The sequence below is a fragment of the Streptomyces camponoticapitis genome, from assembly GCF_014646115.1.
GTDB lineage: Bacteria > Actinomycetota > Actinomycetes > Streptomycetales > Streptomycetaceae > Streptomyces > Streptomyces camponoticapitis.
Map to the genome: position 1 here is coordinate 49,350 of NZ_BMMV01000036.1, position 11,981 is coordinate 61,330.

13 protein-coding genes and 5 pseudogenes are annotated in these 11,981 nt (G+C 68.8%); 6 read left to right on the forward strand and 12 right to left on the reverse strand.

Translation table 11 applies throughout. The features are described 5' to 3' along the window. Positions 1 to 4 precede the first annotated feature (4 nt). Positions 5 to 710, forward strand: a pseudogene (locus IEY79_RS38605) (transposase); the annotation flags it as partial. Between the two features lie 30 nt (positions 711 to 740). Here the strand turns inward: IEY79_RS38605 and IEY79_RS34840 are convergent. Beyond that, positions 741 to 1,778 carry a GlxA family transcriptional regulator gene (locus IEY79_RS34840; protein ID WP_189111661.1) on the reverse strand — a complete coding sequence of 346 codons (1,038 nt, stop codon included), beginning with the start codon at positions 1,776 to 1,778 and terminating at the stop codon, positions 741 to 743. Between the two features lie 43 nt (positions 1,779 to 1,821). Here IEY79_RS34840 and IEY79_RS34845 point away from each other — a divergent pair, with 43 nt between their 5' ends. Continuing rightward, the gene (locus tag IEY79_RS34845) at positions 1,822 to 2,589 is read left to right on the forward strand and encodes an NAD(P)H-dependent oxidoreductase (protein WP_189111662.1); all 768 of its coding nucleotides are present in this window, start codon (positions 1,822 to 1,824) and stop codon (positions 2,587 to 2,589) included. A 300-nt stretch (positions 2,590 to 2,889) separates the two neighbouring features. Here IEY79_RS34845 and IEY79_RS34850 read toward each other — a convergent pair. The 8 genes and pseudogenes from IEY79_RS34850 to IEY79_RS38545 form a co-directional block, all read right to left on the reverse strand. After that, a pseudogene (locus IEY79_RS34850) lies at positions 2,890 to 3,050 on the reverse strand (IS1380 family transposase); the annotation flags it as partial. Between the two features lie 430 nt (positions 3,051 to 3,480). Continuing rightward, positions 3,481 to 3,810 carry a MafI family immunity protein gene (locus IEY79_RS34855; RefSeq protein WP_229701389.1) on the reverse strand — a complete coding sequence of 110 codons (330 nt, stop codon included), beginning with the start codon at positions 3,808 to 3,810 and terminating at the stop codon, positions 3,481 to 3,483. A gap of 17 nt (positions 3,811 to 3,827) precedes the next feature. Beyond that, entirely contained in the window at positions 3,828 to 4,763 is a 936-nt protein-coding gene (locus IEY79_RS34860; RefSeq protein ID WP_189111663.1) for a site-specific integrase, read from the reverse strand. Positions 4,764 to 4,770: 7 nt separating this feature from the next. Beyond that, positions 4,771 to 5,100 carry a zinc finger domain-containing protein gene (locus IEY79_RS38610; RefSeq protein ID WP_444544907.1) on the reverse strand — a complete coding sequence of 110 codons (330 nt, stop codon included), beginning with the start codon at positions 5,098 to 5,100 and terminating at the stop codon, positions 4,771 to 4,773. A gap of 157 nt (positions 5,101 to 5,257) precedes the next feature. Continuing rightward, positions 5,258 to 5,812: pseudogene (gene merB / locus IEY79_RS34865) on the reverse strand (organomercurial lyase MerB); the annotation flags it as partial. A 199-nt stretch (positions 5,813 to 6,011) separates the two neighbouring features. Continuing rightward, a complete protein-coding gene (locus IEY79_RS34870) occupies positions 6,012 to 7,361 on the reverse strand; it encodes a dihydrolipoyl dehydrogenase family protein (RefSeq protein ID WP_189111664.1) in 1,350 nt (449 codons plus the stop codon). Between the two features lie 64 nt (positions 7,362 to 7,425). Next, positions 7,426 to 7,791 carry an oxidoreductase dimerization domain-containing protein gene (locus tag IEY79_RS38540; RefSeq protein WP_229701395.1) on the reverse strand — a complete coding sequence of 122 codons (366 nt, stop codon included), beginning with the start codon at positions 7,789 to 7,791 and terminating at the stop codon, positions 7,426 to 7,428. Positions 7,792 to 7,917: 126 nt separating this feature from the next. Beyond that, a pseudogene (locus IEY79_RS38545) lies at positions 7,918 to 8,806 on the reverse strand (FAD-dependent oxidoreductase); the annotation flags it as partial. A 217-nt stretch (positions 8,807 to 9,023) separates the two neighbouring features. Here IEY79_RS38545 and IEY79_RS34880 point away from each other — a divergent pair. Beyond that, positions 9,024 to 9,368: an ArsR/SmtB family transcription factor gene (locus tag IEY79_RS34880; RefSeq protein ID WP_189111665.1), complete on the forward strand. Its 345-nt coding sequence runs from the start codon at positions 9,024 to 9,026 to the stop codon at positions 9,366 to 9,368. After that, the gene (merT, locus tag IEY79_RS34885) at positions 9,365 to 9,628 is read left to right on the forward strand and encodes a mercuric ion transporter MerT (RefSeq protein WP_189111666.1); all 264 of its coding nucleotides are present in this window, start codon (positions 9,365 to 9,367) and stop codon (positions 9,626 to 9,628) included. Before IEY79_RS34880 ends, merT begins: the two co-directional genes overlap by 4 nt. Positions 9,629 to 9,796: 168 nt before the next feature. Here the strand turns inward: merT and IEY79_RS34890 are convergent. The 3 genes and pseudogenes from IEY79_RS34890 to IEY79_RS34900 all read right to left on the reverse strand — a co-directional run. After that, positions 9,797 to 10,061 (reverse strand): annotated as a pseudogene (locus tag IEY79_RS34890) (Tn3 family transposase); the annotation flags it as partial. 126 nt (positions 10,062 to 10,187) lie between these two features. Continuing rightward, positions 10,188 to 10,673 (reverse strand): hypothetical protein, encoded by a 486-nt coding sequence (locus tag IEY79_RS34895; RefSeq protein WP_189111667.1) that lies wholly within the window; start codon positions 10,671 to 10,673, stop codon positions 10,188 to 10,190. 22 nt (positions 10,674 to 10,695) lie between these two features. Continuing rightward, positions 10,696 to 10,935 carry a hypothetical protein gene (locus IEY79_RS34900; RefSeq protein ID WP_189111668.1) on the reverse strand — a complete coding sequence of 80 codons (240 nt, stop codon included), beginning with the start codon at positions 10,933 to 10,935 and terminating at the stop codon, positions 10,696 to 10,698. A 204-nt stretch (positions 10,936 to 11,139) separates the two neighbouring features. On the opposite strand from IEY79_RS34900, the gene IEY79_RS34905 reads away from it, so the two are divergent. Further along, on the forward strand, positions 11,140 to 11,565 hold the full coding sequence (locus IEY79_RS34905; protein WP_189111669.1) for an integrase: 426 nt from the start codon (positions 11,140 to 11,142) through the stop codon (positions 11,563 to 11,565). After that, complete coding sequence (locus IEY79_RS34910) at positions 11,562 to 11,927, forward strand: hypothetical protein (protein WP_189111670.1); 366 nt, start codon at positions 11,562 to 11,564, stop codon at positions 11,925 to 11,927. Before IEY79_RS34905 ends, IEY79_RS34910 begins: the two co-directional genes overlap by 4 nt. The last annotated feature ends 54 nt before the right edge of the window (positions 11,928 to 11,981 follow it).

Consider the following 11,981-nt stretch of genomic DNA (forward strand, 5'->3'; position numbering starts at 1 on the left):
CCGGGTGGAGGGGACATGGCGACTGCTGAGGCGTCATGGCCGGTCCTGGCAGCAGCCGGCCCGCAGGGCAGTCGAACGTGACGGCGAGGCAGTGGGGTTGTGGAAGGAGGAGGTGTGGCCGCAGGTAAAGGCACGGCGGCGGCCCAACGGAGCCTGGATCGTCTGCGAGGATGAGGCCGGCCAGTCGCTGAGGCCGCCACGGGCGAGGTCCTGGGGCCGGGTCGGTCGGACGCCGGTCGTGCGCGTCCGGGCACGGGGTTCAGGGCGGGTTTCGACGGCGGGACGGTCTGTTTCCGCCCCGGAGACCGCTCCCGGCTGATCTACAGCTTCCGCGTCCACCGGGGCCGCAGGGGCGAGCCCAAGGGGTTCACCTGGCAGGGCTACCGCGACCTCATCGAGCGGGCGCACAGCCAGCTCAAAGGCCCCGTCGTCCTGGTCTGGGACAACCTGCGTACCCGTCTCATGCCGCAGATGAAGGAATCCATCGCTGCGAACGAGGACTGGCTGACCGTCTTCCGCTTCCGTCCTACGCACCTGACCTCAACCCGCAGGAAGGCATCTGGTCTCCGGGGAAACGGACGATCGGCAACCTCGCGGCGGCGAACCTCGACCAGCTCGCCGCCGTGAAGCGCAGTCTCAAGAAGTCCCGGTACCGACCGCAGCTCATCGACGGTTGCCTCACAGGCACCGGTCTGACCCTGACCAGCTGACACGATCAGGCCGACAACACATATTCAAGTTCAGTAGCCGGGCTGGGCCGCCGGTTCGCCGCGGAACGTCGACCGGTACGCGCTCGGCGACACGCCCAGCGCCGCCTGGAAGTGCTGGCGCAGCGAGGCTCCCGTGCCGAAGCCAGCTTCCGTTGCCACCCGGTCCACCGGGAGGGCCGACTCCTCCAGGAGCTGGCGGGCGCGCTCGATTCGTTGCTGCGTAAGCCACTGCAGCGCTGAGACGCCGACCTCCTCGCGAAAGCGGCGGGTGAACGTGCGGGTGCTCATCGACTCGCGTGCCGCCAGCTCGCGTAGCGTCAGCGGGCGGTGCAGGTTGTCCAGCGCCCAGGCTCGGGCGGCCTTTGTCGACGACGTTCGGGGCTCGAGCACCGGGCGGCGGACGAACTGGGCCTGGCCGCCCTCGCGGTGCGGGGAGACGACCGTGCCGCGGGCGACCTCGTTGGCCACGGCCGTGCCGTGGTCGCGGCGGATCATGTGCAGGACCAGGTCGATCCCGGAGGCGACGCCGGCGGAGGTGAGGACGTCGCCGTCGTCGGTGTAGAGCGCGCACGGGTCGACGTCGACCTTTGGGAACCGTTCCTGCAGGTCCGCAGCGGATTGCCAGTGCGTGGTCGCCGGGCGGCCGTCTAGCAGGCCGGCGGCGGCCAGCACGAACGCGCCGGTGCAGATCGACGCGATCCGCGTGCCCTCCCGGATCCCCGCCAGCGCGGTGCGCACCGGCGGGGCCAGCTCGCACGCGGCCGACTCATAGTCGGCCATCGACGCCGAAACGATCACGGTATCGGCCTCCGCGAGCGCTTCCGGACCGCGGTGGACGGGGATGACAACGTCGGAGTCGGTGCGCACCGGCCCTGGCTCGGGCGTGCAGGTGACGACTTCGTACAGCGGCTCGCCTGCAGCCGAGCGCGCCTGACCGAACAGCCGCTGGACGATGCCGAGTTCCATTACGAGCATCCCGTGCCGCACCAAGACGGCGACGCGGTGGCGGCCGGGGTGCGTGAACGCTGCGGACGAAGACATGGCCCGATTCTTGCACAGATTGTCCATCAGGCCACTCGCTTACGCTCCGCGACGGCCTGATGATCGAATCATGAACTTGTTGTGGGTATTCGCCCATCCCGAACCCCGCTCGCTGAGCGGCGCCCTCCGCGACGACAGCCTCCAGACACTCCGGAACCTCGGCCATGACGTCCGCGAGTCGGATCTGTACGCGATGAAGTGGAATCCGGTCGTCGACGCGACCGACTACGGCACCGAGGCCGCCGACGAGCGGCTGCAGGTCGCGGGGGCGTCCGCCCGCGCCTACGCCGGTGGCACGCTGAGCCCTGAAATCGTTGCCGAGCAGGAGAAACTGGTCTGGGCGGACGCGATCGTCGTGCAGTTCCCGCTGTGGTGGTTCGGCGTTCCCGCGATCCTCAAGGGCTGGATCGACCGCGTGCTGGTGAAGGGTTTCGCGTACGGCCTGTCCGGCGATGACGGCCGCACGCTCCACTACGGCGAGGGCAGACTGGCGGGCAAGCGCGCGATGGCGGTCGTGACGGGCGGGGCCAGCGAGGCGGCGCTGGGCCCGCGCGGCGTCAACGGTTCACTGGACGACCTGCTGTTCAGCCTCCAGCACGGGACGTTCTTCTACACCGGGATGTCGGTCCTCCCGCCGTACGCGGTGTACGGCGCCGACCGGGTGCCCCCGGAGCAGTTCACCGAGGCCCGCGACGCGCTGCGCGAGCGGCTGCGCACGCTGGAGACGACCGAGCCGCTGCCGTACCGCTCCCGCAACGGTGGCGACTACGACGAAAACATGGTCCTCAAGGAGGCGCACGTGCCCGGTGAGACCGGGTTTGCGATCCACCTCCGGTAACCACAGCGCGGGCCGGGTCAACAGGACATCGACACCGTCCTCGAGCAGTGCGCGCACCACCGCAGGGCCCACATGGTGCGTGTAGCCGGTGACGAACGTCTTCCTTCCCCGATACCTCACCGGATCGCCTAGATGACGCCCGTCTCCATCAGCAAGCGCAGACCGATCATCGTCAATGCCGGGCACCGGCCGTTGAGTGCCGTATGTAGAGAGACGAGCGAGAAGGGCGCCCATCCGCTGCCGCTCGGCGCTGTGGGGTGACGAGAACCTAGCGGGTGGCGGCGCGGCGCAGGGGCGTCACGCCGCCACCGGCTCGGAAGCCACCTGGCCGAATATGGCCGGCTCGGCCCGCAGTATGCCCACATCTGCAGGCAGTCCCCGCCGAGCGCGATGGACAGCGCCACATCCAGCAGAACAATGTCCGGACCGTGCACCGCACGGGGCTTGCGCCACGGAGCAAGCCATGGCGTCCAAGCCGGACTCGCGGACCGTCTCGGCCAACAGCATGCGAGACCCCGCCGCCGCCCTCGACGCGGACACGCGGAAAACCTGCTCCGCATACTCACCTGGAGAGTGCTTCTTTCCGTGCAGCCAACAGGACTCTAGACAAGCCCTATCGCTGCAGGTCAGGAGCACCCCTCGCATTTTTGATCTAGCCTCGGACCCCGTGCCGAGTGAAAGCACGAGTTAAACGCGGACTTCTAGTCGATCTGGTGCGGACCGCATCCGCCGCAGCATGATCGGAGAGGTTCTCCGCGAACTGCAGCACCGATACCAGCGCCGGCCGGCCAGGGGACAGCACCAGCCTTCCATCGCAGAGATAACCGGCCACGGGACTGGTGGGCTCGCATGTTGAGGTGTCGCGTATTCGACGCCTGTGAAGGAGTCCCGTCACTCAACGTGTGTGTCGTCGCTCTCCGATGCGGCTGCGATGTGGCGCCGACAGAGGTCTGCTGAGGTGAGGTGCGGCTTGTCGAGAACAGATGAGTAGAGGTTCATCTCACGAGCTGCCTCGTCGAGATGCTGCCAGAAGGCCAGCGGAAGCTCGTGGTCATGCCCCAGATCGACAAGGTCGTCGAAGGCGAGTCCCAGTTCATTGTGGTCGAGCCACTCCTGCACTCCGCTTGGGTCGATCTCTGCTGTCTCGGTAAGGCAGGACATCGCTGCAGTGAGATGGTCGCGAGTGGTGGTCCACGAAGAGGCAAGCCGGTGATCAGTCACCTGAAGATCCTCTCGGATTAGGTTCGGCCGTGGTCACCGGGGGCGTATCGACCCCAGGTTCCGCCAGCTTCGGTGACCAGCCGAGTGGCGGTCTTGTCGTGGTAGCCGAGCGCCTTCGCGATGACGGGGGCTGGGGCCTGAAGGACGAGCTGCCGGATCGCGGAAGCCCTGCCGCGCTGAGGAGGGACGCCGATCTTCCGCAGGTGGACTTGGAGGCTGACCGGATTCATCGGCTGTCCGGGGTGGCGGCCTGGGAAGAGCCACTGTGAGCTTCTGCTGCTGGCGTATGGCAGGTGCTGGCAGGACTGGACGTAGGCCCGGATGAGGTCAGCGACGGGCTCCGGCAGCGGGGACGGAGGGTCTCCCAGCCGGACGGTGACGGTGGCACCGTCGTCGAGGACGTCGTCGACAGTGAGGCGGACGATGCAGGTGACGGGTTGCGCGTAGAGGAGAACGAGCGCGGCCGCGACCCGGGCCCGCAGAGGTAGCGAGTCGTCGTTGAGGATCCGCCGGAGAATGGCGAGTCGGCGGTGCTGGTGCAGCGGCGCTTCGTCCTGGTTGATGACCTGGGGTGGCAGCGTGAGGTGGGGCATCCGGCTCGTCTTCATGCACCAGCGCAGAAACGTCTGGGCCGGGCGCCGGGTGGCCAGCTTCTCGGTGTGCCAGGCGTCGAGGTCGGCCTGCTGGCAGTGTTCGATGGTGCGGTCTCGGTCGGCGAGCCAGGCGAGGAAGGCGGCGGCCTGGGTGACCTCCTGTTTCGCCTGGCTAATCTGGGAGCGTCCCAGAGGCCCCTTCTCCGCCTTGCTCCGCAGGCGCCGCATCTGGTGCCAGGTGACGAAGTGCTGTAGACGCCGACGGTGTTCGGGGCCCTCGATGACGGCGAGCCGTTCGGTCAGCCAGCGCTGATAGAGCATGAGCTGCCGGTCGACATGTGGCAGGACGCCGCTGTCCATCAGCAGGTCACGTAGGTGAGCGACGGTTCGCCAGGGTGTTTCCTGGTGCAGCCCGTCGTGGGTGAGCGGAATCGTGCCGGTGGTCAGGCCCCGGAGGAGCCGGACGACGTTGGGGTTGCGGAGCCAGATGAGTCGGCTCTTGGGCCGGGTGCCGGTCGGCGGGGACGGGGATCTCCAGTTCTTCGCGGAGCGCGGGGACGAGGACGAAGCGAGGGGTGTGGTACTTCGCGGCGGTCTTCCCGCCCCGGGTGCGGCAGGCGCTGCCGGCGGGCGCGTCACAGTTCGGGCAGTCGTGATGTTCTACCGCCAATGCTGCCTGATCGGGCGTGAGATCCATGCGGGCAGTCTCTCAGAACCGCCTCGCACAACATGCGGGTTTCGAGAGGACTTTTGCGAGTAGCGACCTGCGGAAACGGGTCGGCTCCCGGGGCTGTCGCAGAACTCTCACAGATGGTCATTTATGCGAGACCGGGAGCTTGGCTGGTGAGAGCGGTTTAGCAGCAGTGGCGCGGGGTCGGCGCGTCGATGAGGGTCTGGGTGAGGGGGCGGCCGAGTTGGTGGGCGTCGGCGACGGGCAGCGTGCTTGTGCCGGGGTGGTCGGTGAGCCAGTTCTGGGCGGCTTCGGGGTGGGCGAAGAAGTGGACGTGGTTGCAGAAGGCGGAGCGGACGGAGGTCATGTCGTCGGGGGTGATGATCGAGACCACGGCGTCAGCGGGGTTGAGGTCGGTGACGCCGGTGGGGGTCACGGTGAGGCAGACGGGGGTTCGGGTGGTGTGGCAGGGGGATTCGACGTGGGCGGTGCGGCCCAGGACTGCGGGGAAGACGAGGGTGTCCAGAGCGCACCATGTGTAGAGCTGTACGCCGTCGATCGTGAAGTGATGCGGGGTCGGGCGCTGGGTCAGGCCGCTGCCGATGACGCGGCCGGCGTCGTCGTACTCGGTGTCGGGCATGGCGGCCAGGGCCTGGCGGATCTCGTCTTCGGATCGGTGGGTGGCGTCGGCGATCTGACCGGGGGTGACGGGTTGTCCGGTGGCGAGGAGGTGCAGGAGGGGGCGCCAGAGCTAGGGTTGGGCACTGGCGCCGCCGCCGTTGAACGCAGTGGTCAGTCGGGCGGCGAGCTGTCGGGAGGCGGGATTCACAGCGATCCTTTCCGCAGGTCAGGAGCAGGGGTTGATGTGGGTCGGGTCCGTGCGCCGCTTCTCCCGGCCGCGCGGGGGAAACGGCGCACGGGAGTGTGGGCCCTCTTCCTTACTGCGGCAGTGCTTCGAGGGCGGCGAGGTATGCCTCGCTGTAGGTGGGGAATTGGGCTGCCTGGTCCCGCAGGACGGTCAGGGGGATGCGGGCGCGGATGGCGAGGGATGCCTGGTGGATCCATTCGCTGGCCAGGGGGGCGACAGCGTAGGCGCCCAGGAGGCGTTGTTCGGTGCGGTCGGCGACCAAGCCGAGGGTGCCGCGTGGCTGCTTTTCGAAGGTGTAGGGGCGCGCGATGCTGTCGGCGAGGTCGAGTTCGGTGGTGATGACGTCGTGGCCTGCGGCGGTGGCGGCGGCTGCGGTGAGACCGGCGGCGGCGATTTCGGGTACGCCGAAGACGACGCGGGGGATGCCGTCGTAGGTGGCGGTGCGGTGGCGTCCGAGGATCGTGTCGGCGGCGATGCGGGCCTGGTACATGCCGACGTGGGTGAAGGGCATGACGGCGGTGACGTCGCCGATCGCCCACAGCCCGTCGCCGGCGCGGCAGGAGGCGTCGATGGGGATCGCGCCGCGGTCGTCGACGGTGATGCCGGTGCGCTCCAGGTTCAAATCGGCGGTGCGGGGGCGGCGGCCGGCTCCGATGATGATGACGTCGACGCGGACTTCGCTGCCGTCGTCGAGGGTGACGAGGGTGTCGTCGCCCTCACGGCGGGCGCTACGTGCGGTGCGGGAGGTGTGCAGGGTGATGCCGGCCTCGGTGAGGTGGGCGGCGGCGAGTTCGCCGACGCGCGGGTCTTCACGATCCAGCAGCCTGCCGGCGGACTGGACGAGGGTGACCTGGGTGCCGAAGCGGGCAAGGAAGGTGCTCAGCTCGACACCCACGGCGCTGCCCCCGATGACCAGGGCCCTTTCGGGGATGTCGGTGAGGGTGGTGGCTTCCCGGTTGGTCCACACGGGCACGTCGGCCAGTCCCTTGATGAGCGGGATACGGGGCTGGCTGCCGGTGGCGATGATGATGTTGTCCGCGCTCATCTCGCGTCCGGCGGCGGTGACGGTGCGCGGGCCGGTGAAGGCGGCCTGGCCTTTGACGACGGTGATGCCCTGGTCCTGGTAGCCGGAGACCTGCGCGGAGTCGTCGAGGTGGCGGATCATGTAGTCGCGGTATGCGCGCAGGTCTGCCCAGTCCAGGGAAGGGTCGGTGACGCCCTGGGCCCGGTCGGCTTCCGTGCGGGCTTCCGGGGCGCGCAGGAGGGTCTTGGAGGGGATGCAGGCCCAGTAGGCGCATTCCCCGCCGATCAGTTCGGCTTCGATCACGGCGATGCGCTGGCCGCCGCTGTGCAGGCGTGCGGCAGCGGCCTCACCGGCGGGGCCGGTGCCGATCACGATGGTGTCGAACGATGCGCTCATCGGTGGATGTCTCCTGTGAGGTTCGCGGACGCCGGAGGGGCCGCCGGCCGCAGGGACGTGGGGGTCAGGCGCAGCAGGAGGTGGGCATCTGCTCGCCGGGGTCGAAGAGTTTCGCGGCCAGCCGCAGGCTTTCGGCCATCGTCAGGTAGGGCGCCCAGGTGGCGGCGAGGTCGCTGACGGTCATCTGGGCCTTGATGGCGTAGGTGGCGGCGAGCATCAGCTCTCCTGCGGCTTGTGCGGCGGCGTGGACGCCCAGGAGGCGGCCGGTGGCCGCGTCGGCCACGAGCTTGACCGCGCCGAGGGTGTCGAAGTTGACCAGCGCCCGGGGGACGTCGGACAGGGGCAGGGTCCGGCAGGCGCAGGTGTATCCGGCGTCGAGGGCCTGCTGCTCGCTCAGCCCTGCCGAGGACAGTTGGGGGCGGGTGAACATGACCGCGGGCAGGCCGGTGTAGTCGACCCGGTCGTTGTTGCCGAAGGCGTTGGCCGCCGCCACGCGGCCCTGCGCGGCGGCGGCGTAGACGTACTGGGGGCCGCCGGTGATGTCGCCGACGGCGTAGACGGCCGGGTTGGAGGTGCGTTGGTGTTCGTCGACCACGATGAAGCCGCGCTGGTCCGTTTTGACCCCGGCCGCGGACAGGTTGAGCCCGGCGGTCCTGGCCGTGCGCCCGGTGGCCACGAGCAGCCGGCTGCCGGTGACGCGCAGGCCGGTGTCGGTCACCACAGTGACACCGGCGCCCGGGGCGGGTTCGACGGCCTGGGCGCGGTGCTCGACGACGCGGATGCCCTCCCGGGTGAACGCGGCACGCATCACCTGCCGCAGCTCGGGTTCCGCGGCGGGTGCGAGCCGGCCGACGAGGATGACCTTCACGCCCAGACCGGCGAACAGCTGGGCTTGTTCCATGCCGACGTAGCCGCCGATGACCACCAGCGATTCGGGGAGCTCGGCGAGCTCCCATCGCGCTCGTCGAGGTCAGGTAGCCGACGTCGTCCAGGCCGGGCAGGTCGGGACGCTGGGGTTCGGCGCCGCCCGCGAGCAGGTACGCCGCAGCCGCGACGGGATCCCCGTCGATGGCCAAGCGCCCGTCTGGGTCGAAGGCGGCGGTGCCCAGGCGGATCTCGAAGCCGTAGGCGTCGGCCACCGCGGCGTACTTGTCCTGCCGCATCCGTCCCACCAGCTCGTCCTTCTGGCCGATCAGCTCCGCCAAGTCCACCGGCCCGGTCGAGGTCGGCGCACCGGCGAACGGATTCGCGCCGGCGGCGGCACGGTGCCCGGACATGTGCAGCAGCGCCTTGCTGGGGACACAGCCGACATTGACGCACGTGCCGCCGACCGCGCCCGCGTCCACCATCAGCACACTCCTGCCTGCCTGCCGGGCCGTGATGGCCGCGCTCATCGCGGCACCACCCGAGCCCACGACCACCAGGTCGTATGCGGCACTGGCCATCTCGTCTCACTCTCCTCGCAGGTACAAACGGCGACCGGCACGCTTACGCGTCGGCGACCGGCGGATCCCACCGCCCCACCCTTTCGTATGCGGCTTGCCGAATAGCAGAAGGCCAGCATACTATCCGGACAGGCGAATAGCTGCTTGTGGAAAGGCCCTGCCCGTGGATATCCCCACTCTTACCGATCACCCGGACGCAGTCCCGGCGCCGACCACCATGTCCGAGGTGCCGTGTCTGCATCTGGACACCACGGCCCGCTTCTTCCGCGCGCTGTCCGACCCCACCCGGCTGAAGCTGCTGGAGTTCATCCTGCGCGGCGAGCGCACCTCGGCCGACTGCGTGGAGCACGCCGGGATCTCCCAGCCGCGCGTGTCGGTTCACCTGTCCTGTCTGATGGACTGCGGCTACGTCCAGGCCCGCCGGGACGGCAAGAAGCTGCGCTACTCCGCCGGTGATCCCCGGGTGGCCGACCTGGTCATGCTGGCGCGCTCCCTGGCCGCCGACAACGCCGCCGCACCGGAGTGCTGCCCTCGCATCCCCGACAGCGGTGACCTGCGATGACACGACCGCCCGAGCAGTCAGGCTCCGGCCGTGGTCTGCTGGCCGCCATCGGGCTGATCCTGCTGCCCGTCATCTGCTGCGCCGGTCCGGCCCTGCTGGCCAGCGGAATCCTGGCCGGCGTGGGCGGGGCAGTGGTCAGCCCCTGGCTGCTCGCCCCGGCCGCCGTCCTGATCGCCGCAGGTCTGCTCTGGCGGGTGCGCCGCTGCCCGCCGGACACCCGCACCGGCCAGCCGGAGCGCGACCTGCTCCGCAAGCACTGACTCCATCCCGGCCGGACACAAGCCGCCCAGTTGCCCCGGGTCTTGTAGGACTTCTTCGACACGACGGCCCTCCCGGGCACCGTCATCGGATTCCACAGCCCAGCGTGGCCCCGCGCGCCAAGGCCGGGCAAGCCCTTCGGTGCCCGGCAAAAGCCCCGAACCGCGGGCTCACTCCTGTCCATCGTCCTCTTCGTCGAGTTCAGCTGAGTCCGGGTCGCGCAGCGGTCGCAGGACCCCACCGGCCGGGGAGGAGGCCGTGAAGCTGTAGCGCCCCAGGACGTTGAGATTCATGTGCTTGAGCGGAGAGAGTCTGGCGATGTCTTCCTCGGATCTCATGGCCTTCGACGCGCAGCTGGGTGACGGCGGCGTCGATGTACCGGGTAGTCCACAGCACCACGGCGTTCAGGACGAGGCCGAGCGCGCCGAGCTGGTCTTATCCGAACTAGCCCAGCCCAGCGATAGATCCGCCTGCGAGCCGACGTTCACCACGGAAAGTAGTGGTGAAGAAGTTGGGTGGATGGGCTTCCTCGGGCGTGTCGTTCACGCGCGATTCGCGGTCTTACTGGGAGAACGCGTATGTCCGGACGGGGTCGAGGTGCAGTTCGTGCGGCCCGAAGCAGTCGGCTGCGAGGGTCGCCACCGGAGCGCCGCAGGGGCAGGCTCGGTTGAGCCCTTCGTCGCCTGTCGGACCGCAGCACCCGTTACTGTTCTCCCAGTTAGGCAGGGGCTGAAGGTTGGTGGCGTCGTCGGGATGTACCAGCACGGTGTGTCGGGTGCCCGCGGAGATGACGAAGCCTTCTTCACCGCAGACCAGAGGTCCGCGCGACTGAGCCGGCTTCGGGTCCTCCTGATCATCCTGCGCGATATAGGGAGGTCCCCAGGGCTCGGGGTCGATCGCGTAGTGGCCGCGCGGAACGGTGGAAGGTGCCCGGCGTGTCTCCTTGTCCCGGTCGCACTCGTCATCTGGGACGTCAGGGACAGCGGCAAGCTCGGCCAGCTCCGGCGTGATCGCGGTGCCGCACTTGGAACAGAGGAAGACGGTCATCCCCTCGTTGTAGTGCTCAGGTCTACTGCTTCGCACCCTCGTTTCGCTGCTCCGGGTCGATGCGCGCGACGGCGCCACGGAAATCGGGCATGCCGAGGTGGACGGTGGTGTGGCGGGCTGCGAGGTCACGCATCGCGGTGAGCTTCTGCTCGGCGGCGGCGAGGCTTGCCTCGATCGCCGCGACCTCGCCGAGCCAGCCCTGTTCCTTGGCCTCCCGGAGGCGGTCGACCAGGTTGGTGAGGATCTCCTCCAGCCTGGGCATCTGCTCAGGGTCGGGCCGCAGGACGGGGCAGCGGATGTCCCGTTGACCGAACTAACTGTGACGCATTTTGGGCTTCGTCCGAGGTCAACGGACCGTAACTGCGCGGGGTTTCTGGCTCCGGCTGGACCTCGTTGGTCACTGCGTGTGGCGGTGCGTATCTGCTTTCATCGCGTGTCGTCGAGTCGTCGACCCACGGAGGTATGGATGCCAGAGCACTGCACGACGGTCCGGGATGTGGCGGCGCTGAGAGTGGCGAGGATCGGCCGCGTCGAGAAGAGCGGTGATCCGCTGAGGCCGTTCCGGCTCGTGGACGCCGATGGTACCGAGGTGGCGGCGGTCAGTGAGTTTCTGCACCACATGCTCGCAGACGACGCGAGTCCGGCATCACTGCGCTCCTACGCCTATGAGCTGTTGGCGTGGGTCCGGTTCTTACACGCCGTGGATGTGCCCTGGTATCTCGCGAGCCGGATCGAGGCCCGCGACTTCGCACTGTGGCTGAAGACCACGAAGAAGCCGCCGCGGCAGCGCCGTCCCGACGCGCCCGCACCGGGCTCGGTGAACCCGATCACGGGAAGGCCGCGCCCGGCGAGAACTACGCCGCTCGGACCAGGCGGCACGCTCGCGCGGTGATCCGATCGTTCTACGAGTACCACCGCGAGACGCACGGCAGACCGCTGATCAACCCATTCCCTCAGGGCGGTGCCGCCGAGGAGAGCACTCCGAATGCGCATCACAACCCGATGCAGCCGTTCCGGCGCCCCGCCCGCCGGGGCACATATCAACCCAAGGAACCCAAGCCGACCCCGCGGATCATTCCTGACCAGGCGTTCGACGACCTGTTCGCCGCATTGAAGTACAACCGGGACAGGGCCCTGATCGCGTTCTACATCTCCACCGGCGCCCGCGCCTCTGAGCTGCTCGGCGTCGAGCAGGGCCTGATCGCGCCCGATGTCGGCGTACAAGTGAACGTGGCTCTGACAAGATTTTCGTAGGCGGAGATCATCTCGGTGCCACGATCGGGACGGCTCCAGCGGGCACTTTCAGCC

What these genes read in the sequence shown, in the direction of transcription:
- IEY79_RS38610 (WP_444544907.1), bottom strand. Translation starts at nt 5,100, where the DNA reads ATGGATCTCACGCCCGATCAGGCAGCATTGGCGGTAGAACATCACGAC.
- IEY79_RS38540 (WP_229701395.1), bottom strand. Translation starts at nt 7,791, where the DNA reads ATGTTCACCCGCCCCCAACTGTCCTCGGCAGGGCTGAGCGAGCAGCAG.
- IEY79_RS34905 (WP_189111669.1), top strand. Translation starts at nt 11,140, where the DNA reads ATGCCAGAGCACTGCACGACGGTCCGGGATGTGGCGGCGCTGAGAGTG.
- IEY79_RS34870 (WP_189111664.1), bottom strand. Translation starts at nt 7,361, where the DNA reads ATGAGCGCATCGTTCGACACCATCGTGATCGGCACCGGCCCCGCCGGT.
- IEY79_RS34900 (WP_189111668.1), bottom strand. Translation starts at nt 10,935, where the DNA reads ATGCCCAGGCTGGAGGAGATCCTCACCAACCTGGTCGACCGCCTCCGG.
- merT (WP_189111666.1), top strand. Translation starts at nt 9,365, where the DNA reads ATGACACGACCGCCCGAGCAGTCAGGCTCCGGCCGTGGTCTGCTGGCC.
- IEY79_RS34860 (WP_189111663.1), bottom strand. Translation starts at nt 4,763, where the DNA reads ATGGACAGCGGCGTCCTGCCACATGTCGACCGGCAGCTCATGCTCTAT.
- IEY79_RS34880 (WP_189111665.1), top strand. Translation starts at nt 9,024, where the DNA reads ATGTCCGAGGTGCCGTGTCTGCATCTGGACACCACGGCCCGCTTCTTC.
- IEY79_RS34895 (WP_189111667.1), bottom strand. Translation starts at nt 10,673, where the DNA reads ATGACCGTCTTCCTCTGTTCCAAGTGCGGCACCGCGATCACGCCGGAG.
- IEY79_RS34845 (WP_189111662.1), top strand. Translation starts at nt 1,822, where the DNA reads ATGAACTTGTTGTGGGTATTCGCCCATCCCGAACCCCGCTCGCTGAGC.
- IEY79_RS34840 (WP_189111661.1), bottom strand. Translation starts at nt 1,778, where the DNA reads ATGGACAATCTGTGCAAGAATCGGGCCATGTCTTCGTCCGCAGCGTTC.